This window comes from Azospirillum brasilense (genome assembly GCF_007827815.1).
Classification (GTDB): Bacteria; Pseudomonadota; Alphaproteobacteria; order Azospirillales; family Azospirillaceae; genus Azospirillum; species Azospirillum brasilense_C.
Genome location: NZ_VITH01000015.1, coordinates 146711 through 165425 on the forward strand (window position 1 = coordinate 146711; position 18715 = coordinate 165425).

Annotated in this window: 15 protein-coding genes and 1 rRNA gene; 8 read left to right on the top strand and 8 right to left on the bottom strand. The window is 70.2% G+C overall.

Annotated elements, in window-relative coordinates; translation table 11 throughout:
- The first annotated feature begins 70 nt into the window (after positions 1 to 70).
- The 4 genes from FBZ83_RS25670 (at position 71) to FBZ83_RS25685 (ending at position 5893) form a co-directional block, all read left to right on the top strand.
- Positions 71 to 2314 (top strand): hybrid sensor histidine kinase/response regulator, encoded by a 2244-nt coding sequence (locus tag FBZ83_RS25670; RefSeq protein WP_145689551.1) that lies wholly within the window; start codon positions 71 to 73, stop codon positions 2312 to 2314.
- The gene (locus tag FBZ83_RS25675; protein WP_145689553.1) at positions 2311 to 3411 is read left to right on the top strand and encodes a chemotaxis protein CheB; all 1101 of its coding nucleotides are present in this window, start codon (positions 2311 to 2313) and stop codon (positions 3409 to 3411) included. The genes FBZ83_RS25670 and FBZ83_RS25675 overlap by 4 nt, the downstream gene beginning before the upstream one ends.
- Positions 3408 to 4208 (top strand): response regulator, encoded by an 801-nt coding sequence (locus FBZ83_RS25680; protein ID WP_145689555.1) that lies wholly within the window; start codon positions 3408 to 3410, stop codon positions 4206 to 4208. The genes FBZ83_RS25675 and FBZ83_RS25680 overlap by 4 nt, the downstream gene beginning before the upstream one ends.
- A gap of 89 nt (positions 4209 to 4297) precedes the next feature.
- Complete coding sequence (locus FBZ83_RS25685; RefSeq protein WP_145689557.1) at positions 4298 to 5893, top strand: hybrid sensor histidine kinase/response regulator; 1596 nt, start codon at positions 4298 to 4300, stop codon at positions 5891 to 5893.
- 37 nt (positions 5894 to 5930) lie between these two features.
- Here the strand turns inward: FBZ83_RS25685 and fdhD are convergent, their stop codons facing one another.
- The 4 genes from fdhD to fdnG form a co-directional block, all read right to left on the bottom strand.
- Positions 5931 to 6749: a formate dehydrogenase accessory sulfurtransferase FdhD gene (gene fdhD / locus FBZ83_RS25690; RefSeq protein ID WP_145689558.1), complete on the bottom strand. Its 819-nt coding sequence runs from the start codon at positions 6747 to 6749 to the stop codon at positions 5931 to 5933.
- Between the two features lie 67 nt (positions 6750 to 6816).
- On the bottom strand, positions 6817 to 7449 hold the full coding sequence (locus FBZ83_RS25695) for a formate dehydrogenase subunit gamma (RefSeq protein ID WP_145689560.1): 633 nt from the start codon (positions 7447 to 7449) through the stop codon (positions 6817 to 6819).
- Positions 7446 to 8375, bottom strand: a complete 930-nt coding sequence (gene fdxH / locus FBZ83_RS25700; protein ID WP_145689562.1) for a formate dehydrogenase subunit beta — start codon at positions 8373 to 8375, stop codon at positions 7446 to 7448. The genes FBZ83_RS25695 and fdxH overlap by 4 nt, the downstream gene beginning before the upstream one ends.
- 3 nt (positions 8376 to 8378) lie before the next feature.
- Positions 8379 to 11444: a formate dehydrogenase-N subunit alpha gene (gene fdnG / locus FBZ83_RS25705; protein WP_145689591.1), complete on the bottom strand. Its 3066-nt coding sequence runs from the start codon at positions 11442 to 11444 to the stop codon at positions 8379 to 8381.
- A 505-nt stretch (positions 11445 to 11949) separates the two neighbouring features.
- On the opposite strand from fdnG, the gene fdhE reads away from it, so the two are divergent.
- Positions 11950 to 12849 (top strand): formate dehydrogenase accessory protein FdhE, encoded by a 900-nt coding sequence (gene fdhE, locus FBZ83_RS25710; RefSeq protein WP_145689563.1) that lies wholly within the window; start codon positions 11950 to 11952, stop codon positions 12847 to 12849.
- A gap of 22 nt (positions 12850 to 12871) precedes the next feature.
- Here fdhE and FBZ83_RS25715 read toward each other — a convergent pair whose 3' ends face one another.
- Complete coding sequence (locus tag FBZ83_RS25715; protein WP_247888471.1) at positions 12872 to 15028, bottom strand: cache domain-containing protein; 2157 nt, start codon at positions 15026 to 15028, stop codon at positions 12872 to 12874.
- Entirely contained in the window at positions 15025 to 16515 is a 1491-nt protein-coding gene (locus FBZ83_RS25720; RefSeq protein WP_145689565.1) for a sigma-54-dependent transcriptional regulator, read from the bottom strand. Before FBZ83_RS25720 ends, FBZ83_RS25715 begins: the two co-directional genes overlap by 4 nt.
- Positions 16516 to 16674: 159 nt before the next feature.
- On the opposite strand from FBZ83_RS25720, the gene FBZ83_RS25725 reads away from it, so the two are divergent.
- Both FBZ83_RS25725 and FBZ83_RS25730 read left to right on the top strand, forming a co-directional pair.
- Entirely contained in the window at positions 16675 to 17460 is a 786-nt protein-coding gene (locus FBZ83_RS25725; protein ID WP_145689567.1) for a class II aldolase/adducin family protein, read from the top strand.
- A gap of 42 nt (positions 17461 to 17502) precedes the next feature.
- On the top strand, positions 17503 to 17691 hold the full coding sequence (locus tag FBZ83_RS25730; RefSeq protein ID WP_145626958.1) for a 4-oxalocrotonate tautomerase: 189 nt from the start codon (positions 17503 to 17505) through the stop codon (positions 17689 to 17691).
- An 87-nt stretch (positions 17692 to 17778) separates the two neighbouring features.
- Here the strand turns inward: FBZ83_RS25730 and FBZ83_RS25735 are convergent, their stop codons facing one another.
- Positions 17779 to 18081, bottom strand: coding sequence for a hypothetical protein (locus FBZ83_RS25735; RefSeq protein ID WP_145689568.1), 303 nt, complete (start codon positions 18079 to 18081; stop codon positions 17779 to 17781).
- A 147-nt stretch (positions 18082 to 18228) separates the two neighbouring features.
- Between FBZ83_RS25735 and FBZ83_RS25740 the strand changes: the two genes are divergently transcribed.
- Complete coding sequence (locus FBZ83_RS25740; protein WP_145689570.1) at positions 18229 to 18447, top strand: hypothetical protein; 219 nt, start codon at positions 18229 to 18231, stop codon at positions 18445 to 18447.
- A gap of 190 nt (positions 18448 to 18637) precedes the next feature.
- Here the strand turns inward: FBZ83_RS25740 and rrf are convergent.
- Positions 18638 to 18715 (bottom strand): 5S ribosomal RNA (gene rrf, locus FBZ83_RS32565); the annotation flags it as partial.

An 18715-nucleotide genomic window follows, 5' to 3' on the forward strand; every position in this document is an offset into this window, starting at 1 on the left:
TGGCGACGGCACGCGGCGGCATGGGCCGCGACGGGGGCACGGACAAGGACGGACGGAAGGTGCGGGCGGCATGAACGACATCCGCACGCGCCTGCTCGCCGCCTTCGACCTGGAGCACAAGGAGCACCTCGCGGCCATCCGCGAGGCCCTGCGCGCGGTCGAGAAGGACCCGGCGCACCACCCCGATCTGGTGGAGATCCACCGCCGCGCCCACAGCCTGAAGGGTGCGGCCCGCGCCGTCGACCTGCCGGAGGTCGAGCGGCTGTCCCACTGGCTGGAGGCCGCCTTCATCGCCATCCAGCGCGGCACGGTGCCCTTCGACGCGACGGCGCGCGACGTGGTGCGCCGCGCGCTGGACGCCATCGAGGACGTGGTGGCCTGGGCGACCCGCGGCGGCGGTGAGGTGGACATCGCCGAGGTGCTGGCCGAGCTGACCCGCATGGGTGGCGAAGGCGGCGGACCGGAACCGGTCCAGCGCCGCCCCGCCGCCGCGGAGGCGGGCGTCGCTCCTCCGGCCGCCAAGCCGCGCCCGGCCCGCTCCGTCGATGCCGGCGAAAGCGCGGCCCTGGTCCGCATCCGCAGCGCCGGGCTGGAGCGGCTGTTCACCGCCGCCGCCGGCCTCCTGCCGGAGATCGAGAACCAGTCCGCCCTGGTCGCCGAGCTGCGCGAGCTGCGCGGCGAATGGCGCGCCCTGGAACGGAGCTGGCACGCCATGCGGCCCCGCCTGCTCCGCGGTTCCCAGGATGTTTCGGGGTCCGGAACCACCTCCTTCGCGGGCGACGAGACGGCCTTGCGCCTGTCCTCCTTCGAGCGGCGCTTCCGCGCGCTCGGCGCCTCGCTGGACGCGGCGCACCGCGCCCATGACCGGCATCTCTGGTCGCTGCGCCGTTGGGGCAGCGGCTTCCAGGACGAGGTGCGGCAGCTCCGCATGCTGCCGGCGGAGTCGCAGTTCAGCAACCTCGGCCGGATGATCCGGGACATCAGCCGCGCCCAGGGCAAGGAGGTCGAGGCGGACATCCGCGGGCTGGAGACCCAGGCCGACCGGGTGGTCCTGCAACGGCTGAAGGACCCCATTCTGCACATCGCGCGCAACGCCGTCAGCCACGGCGTCGAAACCCCGCAGGAGCGGGTGGTCGCGGGCAAGCGCGCCGCGGCGACCGTCCGCTTCGAAGCCTCGGTGGTCGGCCGCCGCCTCGTGCTGCGGGTCGAGGACGACGGGCGCGGCCCGAACCGCGAGGCCATTGCCCGCCACGCCGTCGAGCGCGGCCTGCTGGGCGCCGACGAGGCGGAGACGGCGCCGGAGGAACGGCTGCTCGACCTGATCTTCGAGCCGGGCTTCTCCACCGCCCCCACCGCGAACGAATACGCCGGGCGCGGCATGGGCCTCGCCATCGTGCGGCGCGAGGTCACCCGGCTCCAGGGCTCGGTGACGCTGGCCGCGCGCGAGGGCTGCGGGACCGTCGTCACGGTGGAGGTGCCGCTCAGCCTGCTCAGCCAGCGGCTGGTCTTCGTGGCGGTCCAGGACGACATCCTGGCGATTCCCAGCAACGACGTGGCGCGTGTGCTGCGCGTCCCGGCGGACACGCTGTTCACCGACCTCGCCGCCCCGACCATCCGGCTGGACGAGGAGGACGTTCCGGTGACGCCGCTGTCCGCCTTGCTCGGCTACGACGGCGCCATGCCGCAGGGCAACGGGGCGCCCCTGGCGCTGGTCGTTCTGCGCGCCGCCGGGCGGCGGGTCGCGCTGGTCGTCGACGCGCTGTTGGCCACCCGCGACTCGGTGGTCACCCCGGCGGAGGAGGTGGGAATCGACGCCGCCCGCTTCCTCGGCACCGTGCTGATGGACGACGGATCGCCGGCCCTGGTGCTGAATCCCGCCGCCCTGTCGCCGCGCCCCGGCATGTCTCTGCCGCCGCTGGTCCGTCCGCTGGACGAGTCGGCGCGGCGGCGGCCGCACATTTTGGTTGTGGACGACTCCATCACCACGCGAACCCTGGAAAAGAGTATCCTGGAGGCCCATGGTTACCGGGTCACGCTGTGCGTGGATGGACGCGAGGCGGTCGAAACGCTCGGCGAGCTGGAGGATGTGAACCTGATCATCAGCGACGTGGAGATGCCGAGGATGGACGGGTTCGCCCTGCTCCAGGCCGTCAAGGGCAACCCCATGACCTCCGATCTGCCGGTGATCCTGGTCACCTCGCGCGCCAGCGACGAGGACCGCGAGCGCGGGCTGGACCTCGGCGCCGACGCCTACATCGTCAAGACCCGTTTCGACCAGAACGAGCTTCTGGCCGGCATCCGGCGGCTGCTGTGAGCGGCGCCCGCAAGATCCGCGTGCTGGTGGTCGAGGACTCGCCGGTCGTCCAGCAGTTGCTCGCCCACGTCATCGGCGAGGACCCGCGGCTGGAGCTGGCCGGCATCGCCGCGTCCGGCGAGCAGGCGCTGCGCATGGTCGACTCGCTGCGGCCGGACGTGGTGTCGCTGGACATCCGCCTGCCGGGCATCGACGGCTTCGCCGTGACGCAGCGGCTGATGCGCGACCATCCCGTGCCCATCGTCGTCGTCGCCTCCGACGTGCGCGACCTGGACATCCCCATGCGGGCGCTCCAGGCCGGGGCGCTGGCGGTGGTGGAGAAGCCGGGCAGCATGGCCCGCGCCGATTATCAGACCGTCGCCCGGCATCTCTGCACCCAGCTCACCATCATGAGCCAGGTGAAGGTGATCCGGCAGCGCGGGCGTCCGCGCAACGGCGATGAGGAGTCCCCCGGCAACGGTGGCCGCGGCAAGGGTGCCGCCGCCGCCCCGCCGCCGCCCTTGCCACCGTCCGTGGTGAAACGGCAGTTCCGCGCGCTGGGGATCACCGCCTCGACGGGCGGGCCGGCGGCGCTGGTGAAGCTGCTGCGCGGGCTGCCGACCAGCTTCCCCCTGCCCGTCTTCGTGGTGCAGCACATCGGCGCGCCCTTCGTGGCCGGCTTCGCCTCCTGGCTGGGGTCGGTCACGCCGCTGCCGGTGGCGCTGGCCTCCGACGGGCCGCACCGGCCCGGCCACGTCTACGTCGCCCCCGGCGAGCATCATCTGACCGCCGAGCCCGGCGGGATGCGGCTGGTCCAGGGTGATCCGGTCTGCGGACAGAGGCCGTCCGGGGACGTGCTGTTCTCCTCCCTGGCCTCGGCCTTCGGCGCCGCCGCCATCGGCGTGCTGCTGACCGGCATGGGGGAGGACGGGGCGCGCGGCCTCACCGACATGCGCCGGACGGGCGCCTACACCATCGCGGAGCACGCCTCCACCGCGGTCATCCACAGCATGCCGGGGACCGCGGTCCGGCTGGGAGGCGTAACCGAGGAGCTGCCCATCGACAAGATGGCGGCCCGTTTGCTGGAACTGGTTTCGACGGGAGTGGAGCCCTCATGAGTGGACCCCGGGCGCTGATCGTCATCGCCTCGCAAACGCAGGGACTTCTCCTGAAGCTGATGCTGGAGGAGCAGGGCATCGAGGCGAGCTGCGTCGAAACGGTGGAGCCCGCGCTCGCCGAGCTGGCGCGCCGTCCCTTCGACCTGCTGGTGGTCGAGGCCGACGGGGAGGCCGCGCGCACGCTCGCGGAGCTGCGGCGGCGCTGCCCGGCCCCGGCCATGCTGCTCGGTTCGGCGGAACGGGCGGCGGAGACCGGCGCCGCCGCCGACGTGCAGTGGGCGGACCCCGCCGATTCCCAGGGCGTGGTGCAGCAGGCCATGGCGCTGCTCGACCGGCGCAACGCGCCGCCGACCGTGTCCGACATCCTGCGGCGGGCGCGCATCCTGGTGGTGGACGACAGCGCGACCTACCGGGAGTTCCTGCGCGCCGAACTTGAGGAGGACGGCTGCCACGTCGTCGCCGCGCGCAACGCCGACGAGGCGGTGGCGGCGCTGGAGGACGGCGGGCTGGACTGCGTGATCCTCGACCTCGTGATGCCCGGCACCAGCGGCACCCAGCTCTGCGAGCGGTTCGACCGCTTCCGGCGGCGCCGCGGCCTGTTCTTCCAGATCGTCATCCTGACCAGCCAGGAGGGCGACGACCGCCTGACCGCCAGCCTGACCGCCGGCGCGGACGACTTCGTCGGCAAGTCGCAGCCGATGGACATCCTGAAGATCCGCCTGATGGCCCTGCTCCGCCGCAAATACATGGTGGAGGACCACCTTGCCCGCCTTTCCCCACCAATGCCTTCCGCATAGGCGCCTATAGGGCTTTCAGGCGCTTTCATCCCCAGAGCACCAAAGGTTAAGGTGCTTCACCTTCAGCTCCAGCGGTTAGAGAGACCGACGTGACGCCTCGGCACAGCAACAGGACCAGCATCGACGCCGCGCCCGCGGAGACGGAGTGCGTCGCGAACGCGCTGCGCGTCTGCCGCGCCGCCGCTCTGCCGGCCTTCGTGCTGAGCGGACCACCGCACGCCGCCACCCTCTTCGCCAACGACGCGCTGTGCGCGCTGCTCGGCAAGGAGCCGATGGCGGGCGGGCAGCCGGCCCCGGCCTGGTTTGGACCGGTCTGGCCGGCGGTGCTGGGCGCCGTCGATCCGCTGTTCTCCGACGACACCGAGGAACCGGTCGGCATCGAGCTTCTGCCCGTGGGCGACGCCGACCCCGCCGCGTTCGAGGGCGTGCCGCTGACCGAGGACGGGCGGACGGTCGCCGTGCTGGCCCTGGCCAGGCAGGCGGCGCCCGACGACCGCGTCGTCGCCCGGATGGAACGGGCGATGCGCTCGGAGATCGAGCGGACGACCGCCGCGCGTTCCCGCTTCCTGGCCTCGGCCAGCCACGACCTGCGCCAGCCCTTCCAGGCGATGCGCCTGTTCCTCGACGCGCTGTGCAGCCAGATCAGCGACGAGAAGGCGCTGAGCACGGCGGAGATGCTGGGCAACGCCATGACGGCGGGCGAGCGGCTGCTGAACGCTCTGCTCGACATCTCCACGCTGGACGCCGGCACGGTGACCCCGGACCCGCAGCCGGTCGCCCTGGACGAGCTTCTGGGCCAGCTCGTCCAGGAGTTCCGGCCGCAGAGCGAGGAGAAGGGCCTGCGCCTGCGCGCCCGCCTGTGCCCCGGCACGGTGGAAACCGACCCGGTTCTGTTCGGGCGGGTGATGCGCAACCTGCTGACCAACGCCATCCGCTACACCCGGCATGGCGGGCTGCTGCTCGCCATGCGGCGGCGCGGCAACCACTGGCGCATCGATGTCTGGGACACCGGCTTCGGCATCCCCGAAGAGCAGTTGACCGCGATCTTCGACGAGTTCCACCAGCTCCAGAACCCCAACCGCGATCCCAACCGCGGGCTGGGCCTCGGCCTCGCCATCGTGCGCCGGCTGGCGGAGCTTCTCGGCCTGCAGGTCGAGGTGCGGTCGCGCATTGGACGCGGCACGGTCTTCTCCGTGTCGCTGGAGGCGGCGACCCCGCCGGCCGAACCGCCCTGCGGCCACCCCGCTCCCCCGCCCTCCGCCGCCAGCGCTCCGCCGCTGACCGGGATGACCGTTCTGGCCGTGGACGACGAGGCCATGGTGCTGACCGGCCTGCAGATGATCCTGGAAAGCTGGGGCTGCACCGTCGCCGCCGCGAGCGACATGCGGGAGGTCTTCGCGGTGCTGGACGGCTTGCCCGACGCGCCGTCGGTCATCCTGACCGACCTGCGGCTGCCCGGAAAGGTGTCCGGCTTCGACGTGATCGACCGGGTGCGCCGCCTCTACGGCCGCGAGATCCCCGCCGTGGTGCTGAGCGGCGAGACGGCCCAGAGCGCCCTGCTGGAAGGCCAGCGCCGCGGCTGCTCGTTCCTGCACAAACCCCTCCACCCCGGCGACCTGCGGCAGGTCCTGGAACGGCTGCGCGGGGGCGGGGACAAGGGTGGGGAAAAGGGCGAGGGAGCGTAAAGCCGACCGCCCCCCGCGACGTCCGTCGCGGAGCCGCTCACACCCAGCGGTCGCCGTGGCTGTAGACGACCAGCCGGTCGCCGCGGGCGAAGCCGGCCAGCGACACGCCGCAGCTTTCCGCCATGCGCACCGCCAGGCCGGTGGGGGCGGAGATGGCGACCAACCCGCTGATGCCCAGCCGGGCGGCCTTCTGGACCAGTTCGTAGCTGGCGCGGCTGGAGGTCAGGACGAAGCCGCCCCGCCGGTCCACGCCCGTGCGCACCAGCCAGCCGATCAGCTTGTCCAGCGCGTTGTGGCGGCCGACATCCTCGCGCACCGCCAGGATCTCCCCTGCCGCGTCGACCCAGGCGACGCCGTGGGCCGCCCCGGTGGCGCGGTGCAGGGTCTGCCGGTCGGCGAAGCGGGCCAGCGCCCGCTCCACCGCGCCGACCGACAGCCGCCCGCCCGAGGGGACGGGCTGGCCGGACCGGGCGATGGCCTGGAGGCTTTCCACCCCGCAGACGCCGCAACCCGACCGCCCGGCGATGCTCCGCCGCTTGCCCTTGAGCGCCAGGAAGCGCTCCATCGGGATCTCCATACGGACCTCGATCCCGTCGCAGCCCTCCACCACCCGCAGGCTTTCCAGCTCCTCCGCGTCGGCGATGATCCCCTCCGTCAGGGAGAAGCCGAGGCCGAACTCCTCCAGGTCGTCGGGGGTCGCCAGCATCACCGCATGGACGATGCCGTTGTAGGCGATTGCGACGGGCACCTCCTCCACCACCGCGTCGTCGCAGAGCTGTGCGGCGTCCGGACCCAGCCGCAGGACGGTCATGCGGTGGGTGGTGGACGGCGCGGCGACGTCGGTGGCGAAGCTCATGGCGGTATCCTTCTTAGGAATTCCCCTCTCCCCTCCGGGGAGAGGGCTATAAAGCGCTCTCAAACGATCAATGCCCGGTTTCCTTGCCGGTCACCTGACGGAACCAGCGCGGATGGTGCTTGCGCGCCCAGGCGTGGGTGACCACACCCTCGACCATGGCGCGGATCGTGCCCTGCACCCACAGCGCGGCGTAGACATGGACGATGATGCTGGCGATCAGCACCAGCGCGCTGGCGGCGTGGACCAGAAGCGCCACGCGGATGATCGGGATCGGGAAATAGCCCGCGAAATAGGGCCGCCACGCGATCACCCCCGACACCAGCAGCAGGATCATGCACAGCACCATGACCCAGAACATGCCCTTCTGGCCGCCGTTGTAGCGGCCGATGTCGCCGACCTCGTTGCCCTTCATCACCTCCCTCACCGACATCATCCACTTCACATCCTCCTTGTTGATGAGGTTGTGGTGGGCGTAGCGGAAGAACTGGCGGGCGAAGGCCAGGAACATCACCACCCCGACGAAGGGATGGACGATGCGGGCGAGCTGCGGCGTGCCGAACACGCCGGTCAGCCAGAAGAAGGCCGGGTAGAAGAAGGCCAGCCCGGAGATGGCCAGCAGCACGAAGCAGACCGCCACGATCCAGTGGTTGATGCGCTCCGCGGCGCAGTAGCGTTGGATCAGCTTTTCCGACGTCTTCACAGCGCGTTCTCCCGTTCCTTATGCTTGGTGCCCTGGGCGGGCGGGGCCGGCGGCGTGCCGTGGTCCGCCTCGTCCTCGTCTTCGGCGCGATTCGGGCCGACCGTGATGTAATGGAAGAAGCCGAACAGGCCGGCGGCGGCGACGCCCAGCGTCGCCAGCGGCTTCAGCATGCCCTTCCACACCCCGACGACGGCGCTGATCGACGGGTTGTCCGGCAGGCCGGAGTAGAGCGTCGGCTTGTCGGCGTGGTGCAGCACATACATGACGTGGGTGCCGCCCACCCCGGCGGGGTCGTAGAGGCCCGCCTGGTCGTAGCCGCGCGACTGGAGGTCGGTGATGCGGGTCTGGGCAACCTCGATCATGTCCTCCTTGCTGCCGAACTGGATGGCCCCGGTCGGGCAGGTCTTGACGCAGGCCGGCTCCTGCCCCACCGCGACGCGGTCGGAGCAGAGGTTGCACTTGTAGGCCTTGCTGTCGGCCGGGCTGAGGCGCGGCACGTTGAACGGGCAGCCGGAGATGCAATAGCCGCAGCCGATGCAGTTCTCCTGGTGGAAGTCCACGATGCCGTTCTTGAACTGCACGATGGCGCCCGGCGACGGGCAAGCCTTCAGGCAGCCGGGGTCGGCGCAGTGCATGCAGCCGTCCTTGCGGATCAGCCACTCCAGCTTGCCCTTCTCCTCCACCTCGTTGAAGCGCATGACCGTCCAGGCCTGCGAGGACAGGTCGGTCGGGTTGTCGTAGACGCCGACGCAGGTGCCGACCTCGGCACGCAGCTCGTTCCATTCCGAGCAGGCGACCTGGCAGGCCTTGCAGCCGATGCAGACCGTGGTGTCGATCAGCTTCGCCACCTCCTGCGGGTTGCGCGCCTGCGGGGTCGGCGTCGGGGTGGCGGACCGGCGCAGGATATCGAGGGATTGCAGTGCCATGACTTACGCCACTCCGATCTTCTCGACGTTCACGAGGAACGCCTTGTATTCCGGGGTCTGGGTGTTGCAGTCGCCGACGGCGGGCGGCAGCGTGTTGGACAGGAAGCCCTTCTTGGCCACCGTCTCCCAGCCCCAGTGCAGGGGGATGCCGATCTGGTGGACGGTGCGGCCCGCCACCTTCAGCGCCTTGATGCGCTTGGTCACCACCGCCTTGGCCTTGATGTGGCCGCGCTTGGAGGAGACCTGGACCCAGTCGCCGGCCTGGATGCCCTTCTCCGCCGCCAGCGTCTCGCCGATCTCCACGAACTGCTCCGGCTGGGCGATGGCGTTCAGCCGCACGCTCTTGGTCCAGAACTGGAAATGCTCGGTCAGGCGGTAGGTGGTGCCGACGTAGGGGAACTGGTCATGGGTGCCCAGCCGCTCGCGGTCGGCCTTGAAGATGCGGACCGCCGGGCTGCTGACCACCTTCGGGTGCAGCGGGTTGGTGCCGAGCGGGCTTTCCATCGGCTCGTAATGCTCGGGGAAGGGGCCGTCCACCAGCTTGTCGGTGCAGAACAGCCGCCCGACGCCCTCCGGGTTCATGATGAAGGGGTTCATCCCGTCGGCCGGCGGCGAGTCCACCTTGAAGTCCGGCACGTCGGCGCCCGCCCAGGCGGTGCCGTTCCACGCGATCAGAGTGCGCTTGGGGTCCCAGGGCTTGCCCGACGGGTCGCAGGAGGCGCGGTTGTAGATGATGCGGCGGTTGGCCGGCCACGCCCAGGCCCAGCCCGGCGTGTTGCCCAGGCCGGCGTCGGTGTTGTCGCGCCGGGCCATCTGGTTGCCCGCCTGCGTCCAGCAGCCGGCGAAGATCCAGCAGGCGCTCATCGTCGTGCCGTCGTCGCGCAGCAGGGCGAAGTTGGGAAGCTGCTCCCCCTTGCGGGCCAGGAACTTCGTCGGGTCCTTGGGGTCGGGGATGTCGGCCAGCGCGCGGCCGTTCATCTCCTTCGCCAGCTCCTCCGGCGTCGGCTCCAGCGGGTTCTTGTAGGGCCAGGAGAGGTTGAGGATCGGCTCGGGCGCGGTGCCGCCCTCCTTGGCGTAGAGGGTGCGGACGGCCATGAACAGCTCGGCCAGGATCTCCTGGTCGGTCTTTGCCTCGCCCGGCGGGTTGGCGCCCTTCCAGTGCCACTGCAGCCAGCGCGAGGAGTTGACGATGGCGCCGTCTTCCTCGGCGAAGCAGGTTGAGGGCAGGCGGAACACCTCGGTCTTGATCGACGCGGTGTCGACCTCGTTGACCTCGCCGTGGTTCTGCCAGAAGGAGGCGGTCTCCGTGGCGATCGGGTCGATCACCACCATGTATTTCAGCTTGCCGAAATCCGCCGCCGTCTTGCGCGCGTCGGGGAAGGAGGTCAGCGGGTTGAAGCCCTGGACGATGAAGCCGTTGACCTTGCCGTTGTGCATCAGGTCCATGACCTGCAGCACGTCGTACATCTTGTCCCACTTGGGCAGCCAGTCGTAGCCCCAGTTGTTCTCCGCCGTCGCCTTGTCGCCCCAGAACCACTTCAGCAGGCTGACGAAGAATTTCGGCGTGTTGGCCCAGAAGTTGAGCTGGCCCGGCGCCTGCGCCTTCGGCGCGGTCTTGGCGATGTAGTCGGCGAAGGTCGGGTGCGCCTTCTCCGACGGCAGGGTCAGATAGCCCGGCAGGTTGGTGGACAGCAGGCCGAGGTCGGACAGGCCCTGGATGTTGGAGTGGCCGCGGAGCGCGTTCACGCCGCCGCCCGGCATGCCGATGTTGCCGAGCAGGAGCTGGATCATCGCCATGGTGCGGATGTTCTGGGCGCCCACCGTGTGCTGCGTCCAGCCCAGCGCGTAGAGGATCGTGCCGACCCGGTCGCGCACCGCCGTGGAGCCGAGATGTTGGCAGACGCGCAGGAAGCCGTCCTTCGGCGTGCCGGTCAGGTCCTCGACCAACTCCGGCGTGTAGCGCGCGTAGTGGGCCTTCATCAGGTTCCACACGCAGCGCGGATGCTGCAGCGTCGGGTCGGTCTTCGCCGTGTTCCCGTCCGCTTCGAACTCGTAGTTCCAGCTGGAGCGGTCGTACTGGCCCTTGGCCGCGTCGTAGCCGCTGAACAGCCCGTCCTCGAACGCGAAGCCTTCCTTCACGATGTAGGCGGCGTTGGTGTAGGCGCGGACATACTCCCACTGGATCTTGTCGTTGGCGACCAGCCAGTTGATGACGCCGCCCAGGAACACGATGTCGGAGCCGGCGCGGATCGGCAGATACTCGTCGGCCACCGCGGCGGAGCGGTTGTAGCGCGGGTCGACGACGACGATCCGCGCGCCGCGCTTCTTCGCCTCGACCGCCCACTTGAAGCCGACCGGGTGCGCCTCGGCCGGGTTGCCGCCCATGATCAGGATGAAGTCGGCGTTGGAGATGTCCACCCAGCTGTTGGTCATCGCCCCGCGCCCGAAGGTCGAGGCCAGCGCCGACACGGTCGGGCCGTGGCAGACGCGGGCCTGCGCGTCGGTGCCGACGATGCCCAGCGAGCGCATGACCTTCTGCGTCAGGATGCCCGTCTCGTTGGAGGAGGCCGACGCGGTCAGCATGGCGGTGGACAGCCAGCGGTTCACCGTCACGCCGTCGGCGGTCTTGGTGACGAAGTTGGCGTCGCGGTCGTCCTTGATGTGGCGGGCAATGCGCTCGATCGCCTCATGCCAGGAGATGCGCTTCCAGCTGTTCGACCCGGCCTCGCGGACCTCCGGGTATTTCAGGCGGTTCGGGCTGTGGATGAAGTCCAGCAGGCCGGCGCCCTTGGGGCAGAGCGAGCCGCGGCTGACCGGATGGTCGGGGTCGCCCTCGATGTGGATGATCTCGGCCTTGGCGTTCTTGGCGCCGTCGCCCAGGCTGTACATCAGCAGGCCGCAGCCGACCGAGCAGTAGGGGCAGGTGTTGCGGATCTCCTTGGCGCGGGCGAGGCGGAACTGGCGCACCTCGGCCAGCGCCTCGGTCGGCAGGAAGCCCAGAACCCCCATGCTGGAGGCGGCGAGTCCGCCCGCCGTGACCTTCAAGAACTGCCGCCGTGATACCTGCATGGGTGTGATGGGCATGAAACCTCCCTGATGTCGGCCCTGGTGTCAGGATGTGCCGGCCCGGCGCTTGAGCGCCTGGAGCCGGTGGCGCCGCGCCGTCCGGGGTGACCCGGCCGGAGTGGCGCATCCCCCAAAGGGCAGATTCCGTGCCAGCCGGTGCCTATGGCGGAATGCGGGGACTTTGCTGGGGCGGACGGACGGAACGGCCATGCCCGCACCGCGCCGAGGGACATTTTGTCCAGCCGGCGATGGACAAAATGTCCCTAACGTTTGTGTGGAGGACAATCTGTCGAGGGTGGGGGCAGCTAAAATCCCTCTCCCCTCCGGGGAGAGGGTCAGGGTGAGGGGGTTGCGCTTCTGCCGGACGTGCCGCCATGCGCAACCCCCTCACCGACCCTTCGGGCCACCCTCTCCCCGGAGGGGAGAGGGCTATTGGTCCCTCCTGGCACCGTTCTTGCGCTGTGCTATCCCTTCCGACTGTTCGTGATCCGTGACCGGGAAAGCCACCATGACCGCCTCCTCCTCCGACGCCCCGATTTCCGAAGCGACGATGTCCGAGGCGACTGCCGCCGCCATGGCCGCCGCCGGTCTGGTGCCGGGCCAGTCGCCGGCCCCGCTGCGCCTGCCCGACGCGGCGATCTTCACCCGGCGGGCGGCGCGCCTGCGCGCGCTGGCGGAGGGGCACGCCATGGGCGACTGGCTGCGCTTCGTCGCCACGCTGGCCGATGCCCAGGCGGCGGTGGTCGCCACCCCCGCCACCCTGCCGCCGGAGGAGCAGTGGGCCGCCGACCTGCGCGCCCTGGCCGCCAAGCTCGACGCCCTGCCCGGCGGCGCGCACGACGCCCTGACCGCGCTGGCCGCGTCCGACGCCGACACCCTGGAGGCGCTGGCCGGGCGCTGGGCCGGCGACGCGCTGGAGGACGGCGACCTCGCCGCAGCACCCTTCCTGGCCGCGGCCTTCCAGACCGCCTGGACGCGCCACGCCGCGGCGCTCGACCCGGCGTCGGTCACCGCCCACGCCACCGCCGCCGCCTGCCCGGTCTGCGGCGGCGCGCCGGTCGCCGGCGTGCTGCAGGTCGGCATGGAAAGCGGCGGCCTGCGCTATCTCCATTGCGGGCTCTGCCACACCGCCTGGCACCATGTGCGCTCGTCCTGCGTGGCCTGCGGCGACGGCAAGGACGTGTCCCAGCGCTTCGTCGAGGGGGCGGACGGCACGGAGGCCAACAACGCGGTGCGCGCGGAGACCTGCGACGCCTGCCACAGCTATCTGAAGCTGCTGTTCCTGGAGAAGGCGCCGGGCCTCGACCCGGTGGCCGACGACCTCGCCACCCTGGCGCTCGACCTGCTGCTGGGCGAGGAGGAGTACCGCCGCATCGGCGTCAACCCGTTCCTGGCGGTTGCCGGGTAAAGAGACGCCGGATAAAGGGGAATCAGCCCCCCGCGGTGATCCGCTGGGCGGCGAAGAAGGGCGCGGTCGGCTGGTCGGAATAGACGGCCTGCCGCCGCAGCCACAGGGTGAAGCGGGTGCCGCGCCCCGGAACGCTCTCCACCGTGATCCGCCCGCCGTAGCGCTGGACGATGGCGTAGCTGATCGACAGGCCGAGCCCCGTCCCGGTCTGCTTCTTGGTGGTGAAGAAGGGGTCGAAGATGCGGGCCAGATCGCCCGCCGCGATGCCGTGGCCGGTGTCCTCGACCCCCACCAGCACCCCCTCGAACGGCTCCGCCCCCGGCAGACGCTCGTCCGGGCCGATGTCGCGGCTGTCCAGCGTCAGGCTCCCGCCCTCCGGCATCGCCTGCATGGCGTTGACGATCAGGTTGATCAGGACCTGCTGAAGCTCGCCGCGGTTCATCTCCACCGGCCCGCCCGCCTGGGCCTTCAGCGTCACCACGACCCGCGCCCGGTTCAGGTTGTGCCGGGTCAGCACCAGACAGTCGGACAGCACGCCGTTCACGTCGGTCGGCTCGGCGTAGCCGGCGAAGTCGCCGGGCCGGGCGAATTGCAGCAGCTTGGTCACGATGGCGTGGATGCGCCGGGTCTGCTCGTCGATCAGCCGGACCTCCTGGCGCACCGGCTCGATCCCATCGCCCAGCACCTCGCGCAGCAGATCGAGGTTGCCCTGGATCACCGCGACCGGATTGTTGATCTCGTGCGCCACCCCGGCGGTCAGCTCGCCGATGGCGGTCAGCTTCTCGTTCATCACCAGCTGCTGCTGGGCGCGGCGCAGGGTGGCGTTGGCCTCCTCAAGCGCGGCCGTGCGCAGCGCCACCTTGCGGTCCAGCTCCTCGGCGGAGCGCTGAAGCTCCCACCGCCGCGCCGCCACCGAATCCAGCAGATGGTCGAAGGCGCGGGCCAGCCGTCCCAGCTCGTCCCGGCTGGCGGTGGGGCCGATGCGCGCGGAATCCTCGCCCCCCTCGATGCGGGCGATGACGCCGGCCATGCGCTCCAGCGGGCGGAAGATGGCCCGCGCGCCGCGCAGGCCGACCAGCGTCCCCAGCCCCGACACCAGCAGGAACAGCAGGAACAGCCCGGCCAGCGCCTTGTACAGCGTGTCGCGCAGCGGCGATTCCAAGAACCCGACATAGAGCATGCCGATCCGCCGCCCGGCGGTGTCGCTCAGCGGCTGATAGCCCGACACATAGGTGTCGTTGACCACGAAGGCCGAGCCCAGCCACGGCTCGCCACGGTCGAGCACCTTGTCCGCCACCGCCTGCGACGCGCGGGTACCCAGCGCCCGCTGCCCTTCGAACAGCCGGACGTTGGTGGCGATGCGGGTGTCGCCCAGGAACAGCGTGGCGGTGCCCTGGCTGCCCAGCGGCAGCGAGGCGTCCTGATAGACGATGGTGTTCAGCCGGTCGACGATGCCCTGGTTGCCGTTCAGCAGCACCCCGCCCTCCAGCACCCCGAGCAGCCGGCCGTCCGGCCCGTCGAAGGGAATGGCGACCTGGATCATCAGCCCGCGGTCCTCGGCCCCTTGATTTTCGACATTGCGCGGATCGGGCCGGGCGGCGCGGGTCGGCACCAGCGGCGTGTGGGCGGCCCGGCGCAGCGCCGGGTTCAGCGCCTCCAGCTCCGCCGGGGCGAAGACCTCCAGCCCGTGCTGCGCGTAGCCGTGCAGCGCCTCGCGCACCACCGACCAGCCGCTGCGGTCCGCCGGGACGGCGAAGGACCCGCCCGCCCGCACCATGCCCCCGGCGTCGAGCAGCAGCAGATAGTCCAGCCCGTGCTCCTCCGCCTCCTCGTCGAGCAGCCGGCGCAGGTCGGCGGGCGTCCCGCGCTCCAGAACCAGGGCCAGCCGGTGCGATGTGGCAACCCCCTCCAGCCCGTTGCGCAGCGACATCTGCACCCGGTCGAAGAACTGCCGCGCCGTCCCCAGGTCGGAGCTGACCTTGTTGACCAGAAGCTGGTCGTAGCCCTGCGTCCCCCAGGCCCAGACGATCATCAGCAGAACCGGCGCGCCGACCAGCAGCGGCGCCAGCACCAGAGCCAGCAGCTTCAGCCGCACCGACTCCGCGTAGGCCGTCGCCAGCCTCTTCAGCATGTTGGGCCGGGGTGGCTTGGGGCGGGCCCCCTGGGACGGGGGCGTCACACCCCCCATTCCACGCATTTCCGGTCCAGCGTCTTGCGCGACACCCCCAGCAGGTCGGCGGCGCGCGCCTTGCTGCCGTCGCAGCGCGCCAGAACGGTCAGGATGTGGCGCTTCTCCACCTCGGCCAACGGCAGCACGTCATTGTCGCCATCCATGCGGACGTGGCGGACCGGACAGGGCGCGCAGGGCGGGTTGCCGGCCACCGCGGCGGCGCACAGGCTGGGGTCCGCGGCCAAGCCCGCTTCCACCGCCGCGGCGTTGGCGGTGTCCAGATCGTCGAGCGGGAATTCGCCGAGCAGCAGCGACCGCTCCACGAAGTTGCGCAGCTCGCGCACGTTGCCGGGCCAGGAATGGCACATCAGCGCCTTTGTGACCTCCGGCGTCAGGGTCAGCGGCGGCACGGCCAGCCGCGCCGGCAGGAAGCGCATGAACAGCGCGGCCAGCTCCGGCACGTCCACCGCGCGCTGGCGCAGCGGCGGAATGGTCAGGGTCATCACCTCCAGCCGGTAAAACAGGTCCGGGCGGAAGCGCCCCGCCGCGGCCTCCGCCTTCAAGTCGCGGTTGGTGGCGGTGACCACGCGGACGTCCACCGGCACCTCCTGCTCGCTGCCGACCGGGCGGATGCGCCGCTCCTCCAGAACGCGCAGCAGCTTGGATTGCAGGGTCAGCGACAGCTCGCCGATCTCGTCCAGGAACAGCGTGCCGCCGTGGGCGTAGTAGAACAGCCCCTTGCGCGCGTCCTTGGCCCCGGTGAAGGCGCCGCGGGCGTGGCCGAACAGCTCCGCCTCGATCAGGTCGGCGGAGATCGCCGCACAATTCACCGCCACGAAGGGCCGGTCGGCGCGCGGCGACAGGTCGTGCAGCGCGCGGGCGACCAGCTCCTTGCCCACGCCGGACTCGCCCTGGATCAGCACGGTGGACGGGGTCGGCGCCACCCGCTGCACCAGCGAGCGCAGCCGCATCATGGCATCCGACCGCCCGACGATCTCGTCGCGCCCGTTGTCCTTCTTCGACAACTGCCGGCGCAGCACGTAGTTCTCGCGGGTCAGCCGGGTGCGCTCGACGCAGCGGTCGATGGAGTTCAGGATCTGCTCGACCCGGAAGGGCTTCAGCACGAAATCCGCGGCGCCGGAGCGCAGGGCGTCGATGGCCGTGTCCATGTCGGCGAAGGCGGTGACCAGGATCACCTCGCCGGCAAAGCCGCCGGCCATCAGCTCTTTCAGCCAGTCCAGCCCGGAGCGGCCCGGCAGGGCGACGTCGAGGATGATCACCTCGGCGTGGATGCGCTCCAGCTTCTGGGCGCCCTCCTCGGCGCTGCCCGCCACCTCGACCCGCCAGCCACGCCGCTCCAGCGCGCGCGACAGGAAGCTGCAGATGCCCTCCTCGTCGTCCACCACGAGGATGGAGGGCTTCGCCTGATCCTCCATTCGGCCCCCTTCCGGCACGCTGCGGTCGGACGGGATGGAGACTGGCGCGGTCATGGTCATCACTGTGCACTCGGCGGCGGAAAGCCCTGCATTCTAGGAGACCGCAACCAAGCCGGGCCAGTGATTTCCGAAATCCGGAATAGTCCCAGCGTCCCGCTTGGACAACCGCGCCGCACCGTGCGACGCTCTCCCGCTCATCGCACAGACCGGGAGCCGACCGTGACGGACACCAGCGGATCATTCGTCCATGCCGGACCGCGCCTCGCCGGCGCCGGCGTCAGCGACGCCGAGTGGCGAGCCCGTATCGATCTCGCCGCCGCCTACCGTCTGGTCGCCGAACGCGGCTGGGATGACCTGATCTACACCCACATCTCGCTGGCCGTGCCGGGCGAGCCGGGGCGCTTCCTCATCAACCCCTTCGGCCTGACCTTCGACGAGGTGACCGCGTCCAACCTCGTCAAGATCGACATCCACGGCGCCATCATCGGCGACAGCCCCCACCCGGTGAACGCCACCGGCTTCGTCATCCATGGCGCCGTCCATGCAGCGCGCGAGGACGCGCGCTGCGTCATGCACCTTCACAACGAGGCGGCGGTGGCGGTGTCGATGCTGAAGGACGGGCTCCTCCCGCTGTCCCAGCACGCCCTGCGCTTTTACCGCGACCTCGCCTACCATCGGTACGAGGGGCTGGCCCTGACCGACAGCGAGAAGGTCCGCCTCGTCGCCAATCTCGGCACCCGCCGGGCGATGCTTCTCCACAACCACGGCAGTCTGGTGACCGGGCGCACGGTTGCGGAGGCGTTCTGCCTGATGGACATGCTGGACAAGGCGTGCCGGATGCAGCTCGCCGCGCAGGCGGCCGGCGCGGAACTGGTGTCGCCGCCGCCGGAGCTGTGCGACAAGACCTACCGGCAGCTCACCGCCGACCCTGAGCCGGAAGGCGAATTGGAATGGCCGGCGCTGCTGCGACGCCTGGACCGACGCTGCCCGGACTACAGAAACTGAGCTTACCGGACCGCGGTCCGCAACAGAGGGGATGGAATTACGATGCCGCTGATCAACGTTCAGCTTTTCGAAGGGCGCACGCCGGAGCAGAAGCGTGCCTACGCCAAGGCGCTCACCGACGCCTCGGTCGCGGTGCTCGGCTGCAGCCCGGAGGCGGTCGATGTCATCTTCCACGACGTAAAGAAGAGCGATTGGGCCAGCGGCGGCAAGCTGTGGTCCGATCCCGAGTGACATTCGCTTCCCGGACGCCCACGGGAGGCACTGCCTACCCCGTGGGCATCCGGGCAGAAATCAGGCAGCCTTTTCCCTGACCCGCGCTCACACCGCTCCCACCGTCTTTCCGGTCAGGCGGTAGACCGCCGTGGCGACCGCCCGATCCTCGCTGTCGCCGACCTCCAGGCGCCGGTCGATGTAGTTGCCGAGAAATTCGACCAGCGCGTCGCGGGCGACCGACTGCACCCAGTGTCCATGCCCGCCGAACGCCTGCAGTGTCCAGAACTCCGCGGCCATCAGCGCCGAGCGGACGGTCTTCGACGAGCCGTCCCAATGGGACCACAAGACATCGATGGCGCTCTGAGCGACCGTAATCACCAAACCGGCATTGATTCCGCGTGACGCCATCGTAGTCTCCCTCTCAGCTTGCCGAGCGGACGCTCGTGAACAATGGCTCGTTCAGCAAAAGCAATGCCAGGGAGACAAAAACAAAAAGCCGTACCTCGTTCGGATGTGATTCGCCGGAAATCCAGACCAGACACGGGAGGAGTGGCCATGAACGCACAAGAAGAACAACGGGCGCGCGACGCGTTGAAATGCATCGACCGCGATCTCGACGCGCTCGACGTCCAGATCGCCGCGTTGCAGGCGCGGCAACGATCCGGGACCTCCCTCGACCAATACATCCGCGTCCGCGACGCCCTGCTGACCGAAGCCCAGATAATCCTGACCCAGCTCGATCACCGTCCCGGCAACCAATCCCCTCCCCCTTGATCCCCTCCCCTGCGCAGCGGGGGAGGGGATCAAGGGGGCCCGCAGCGATACCTCTCGCAGAACAGGCACGACGAAAAGCTGGCGCTTTCCGTTTGGAAAGCGCCGGCTTTGTCGTTCATGAAGCCGATTGTCAAGCGTGATTGAAACCGTGTCCGTCCGTGTCCGTTTTGGTATGGCGTGTGCCGTGGTGACCTGGCGGCGACCTACTCTCCCACGTCTTAAGACGCAGTACCATCGGCGCTGAGGCGTTTCACGGCCGAGTTCGGAA

Bases quoted from the DNA above. Each gene is read 5' to 3' on its own strand.
- FBZ83_RS25735 (WP_145689568.1), bottom strand. From the start codon at position 18,081: ATGGCGTCACGCGGAATCAATGCCGGTTTGGTGATTACGGTCGCTCAG.
- fdnG (WP_145689591.1), bottom strand. From the start codon at position 11,444: ATGCAGGTATCACGGCGGCAGTTCTTGAAGGTCACGGCGGGCGGACTC.
- fdhE (WP_145689563.1), top strand. From the start codon at position 11,950: ATGACCGCCTCCTCCTCCGACGCCCCGATTTCCGAAGCGACGATGTCC.
- FBZ83_RS25670 (WP_145689551.1), top strand. From the start codon at position 71: ATGAACGACATCCGCACGCGCCTGCTCGCCGCCTTCGACCTGGAGCAC.
- FBZ83_RS25730 (WP_145626958.1), top strand. From the start codon at position 17,503: ATGCCGCTGATCAACGTTCAGCTTTTCGAAGGGCGCACGCCGGAGCAG.
- FBZ83_RS25680 (WP_145689555.1), top strand. From the start codon at position 3,408: ATGAGTGGACCCCGGGCGCTGATCGTCATCGCCTCGCAAACGCAGGGA.
- fdhD (WP_145689558.1), bottom strand. From the start codon at position 6,749: ATGAGCTTCGCCACCGACGTCGCCGCGCCGTCCACCACCCACCGCATG.
- FBZ83_RS25740 (WP_145689570.1), top strand. From the start codon at position 18,229: ATGAACGCACAAGAAGAACAACGGGCGCGCGACGCGTTGAAATGCATC.
- fdxH (WP_145689562.1), bottom strand. From the start codon at position 8,375: ATGGCACTGCAATCCCTCGATATCCTGCGCCGGTCCGCCACCCCGACG.
- FBZ83_RS25720 (WP_145689565.1), bottom strand. From the start codon at position 16,515: ATGACCATGACCGCGCCAGTCTCCATCCCGTCCGACCGCAGCGTGCCG.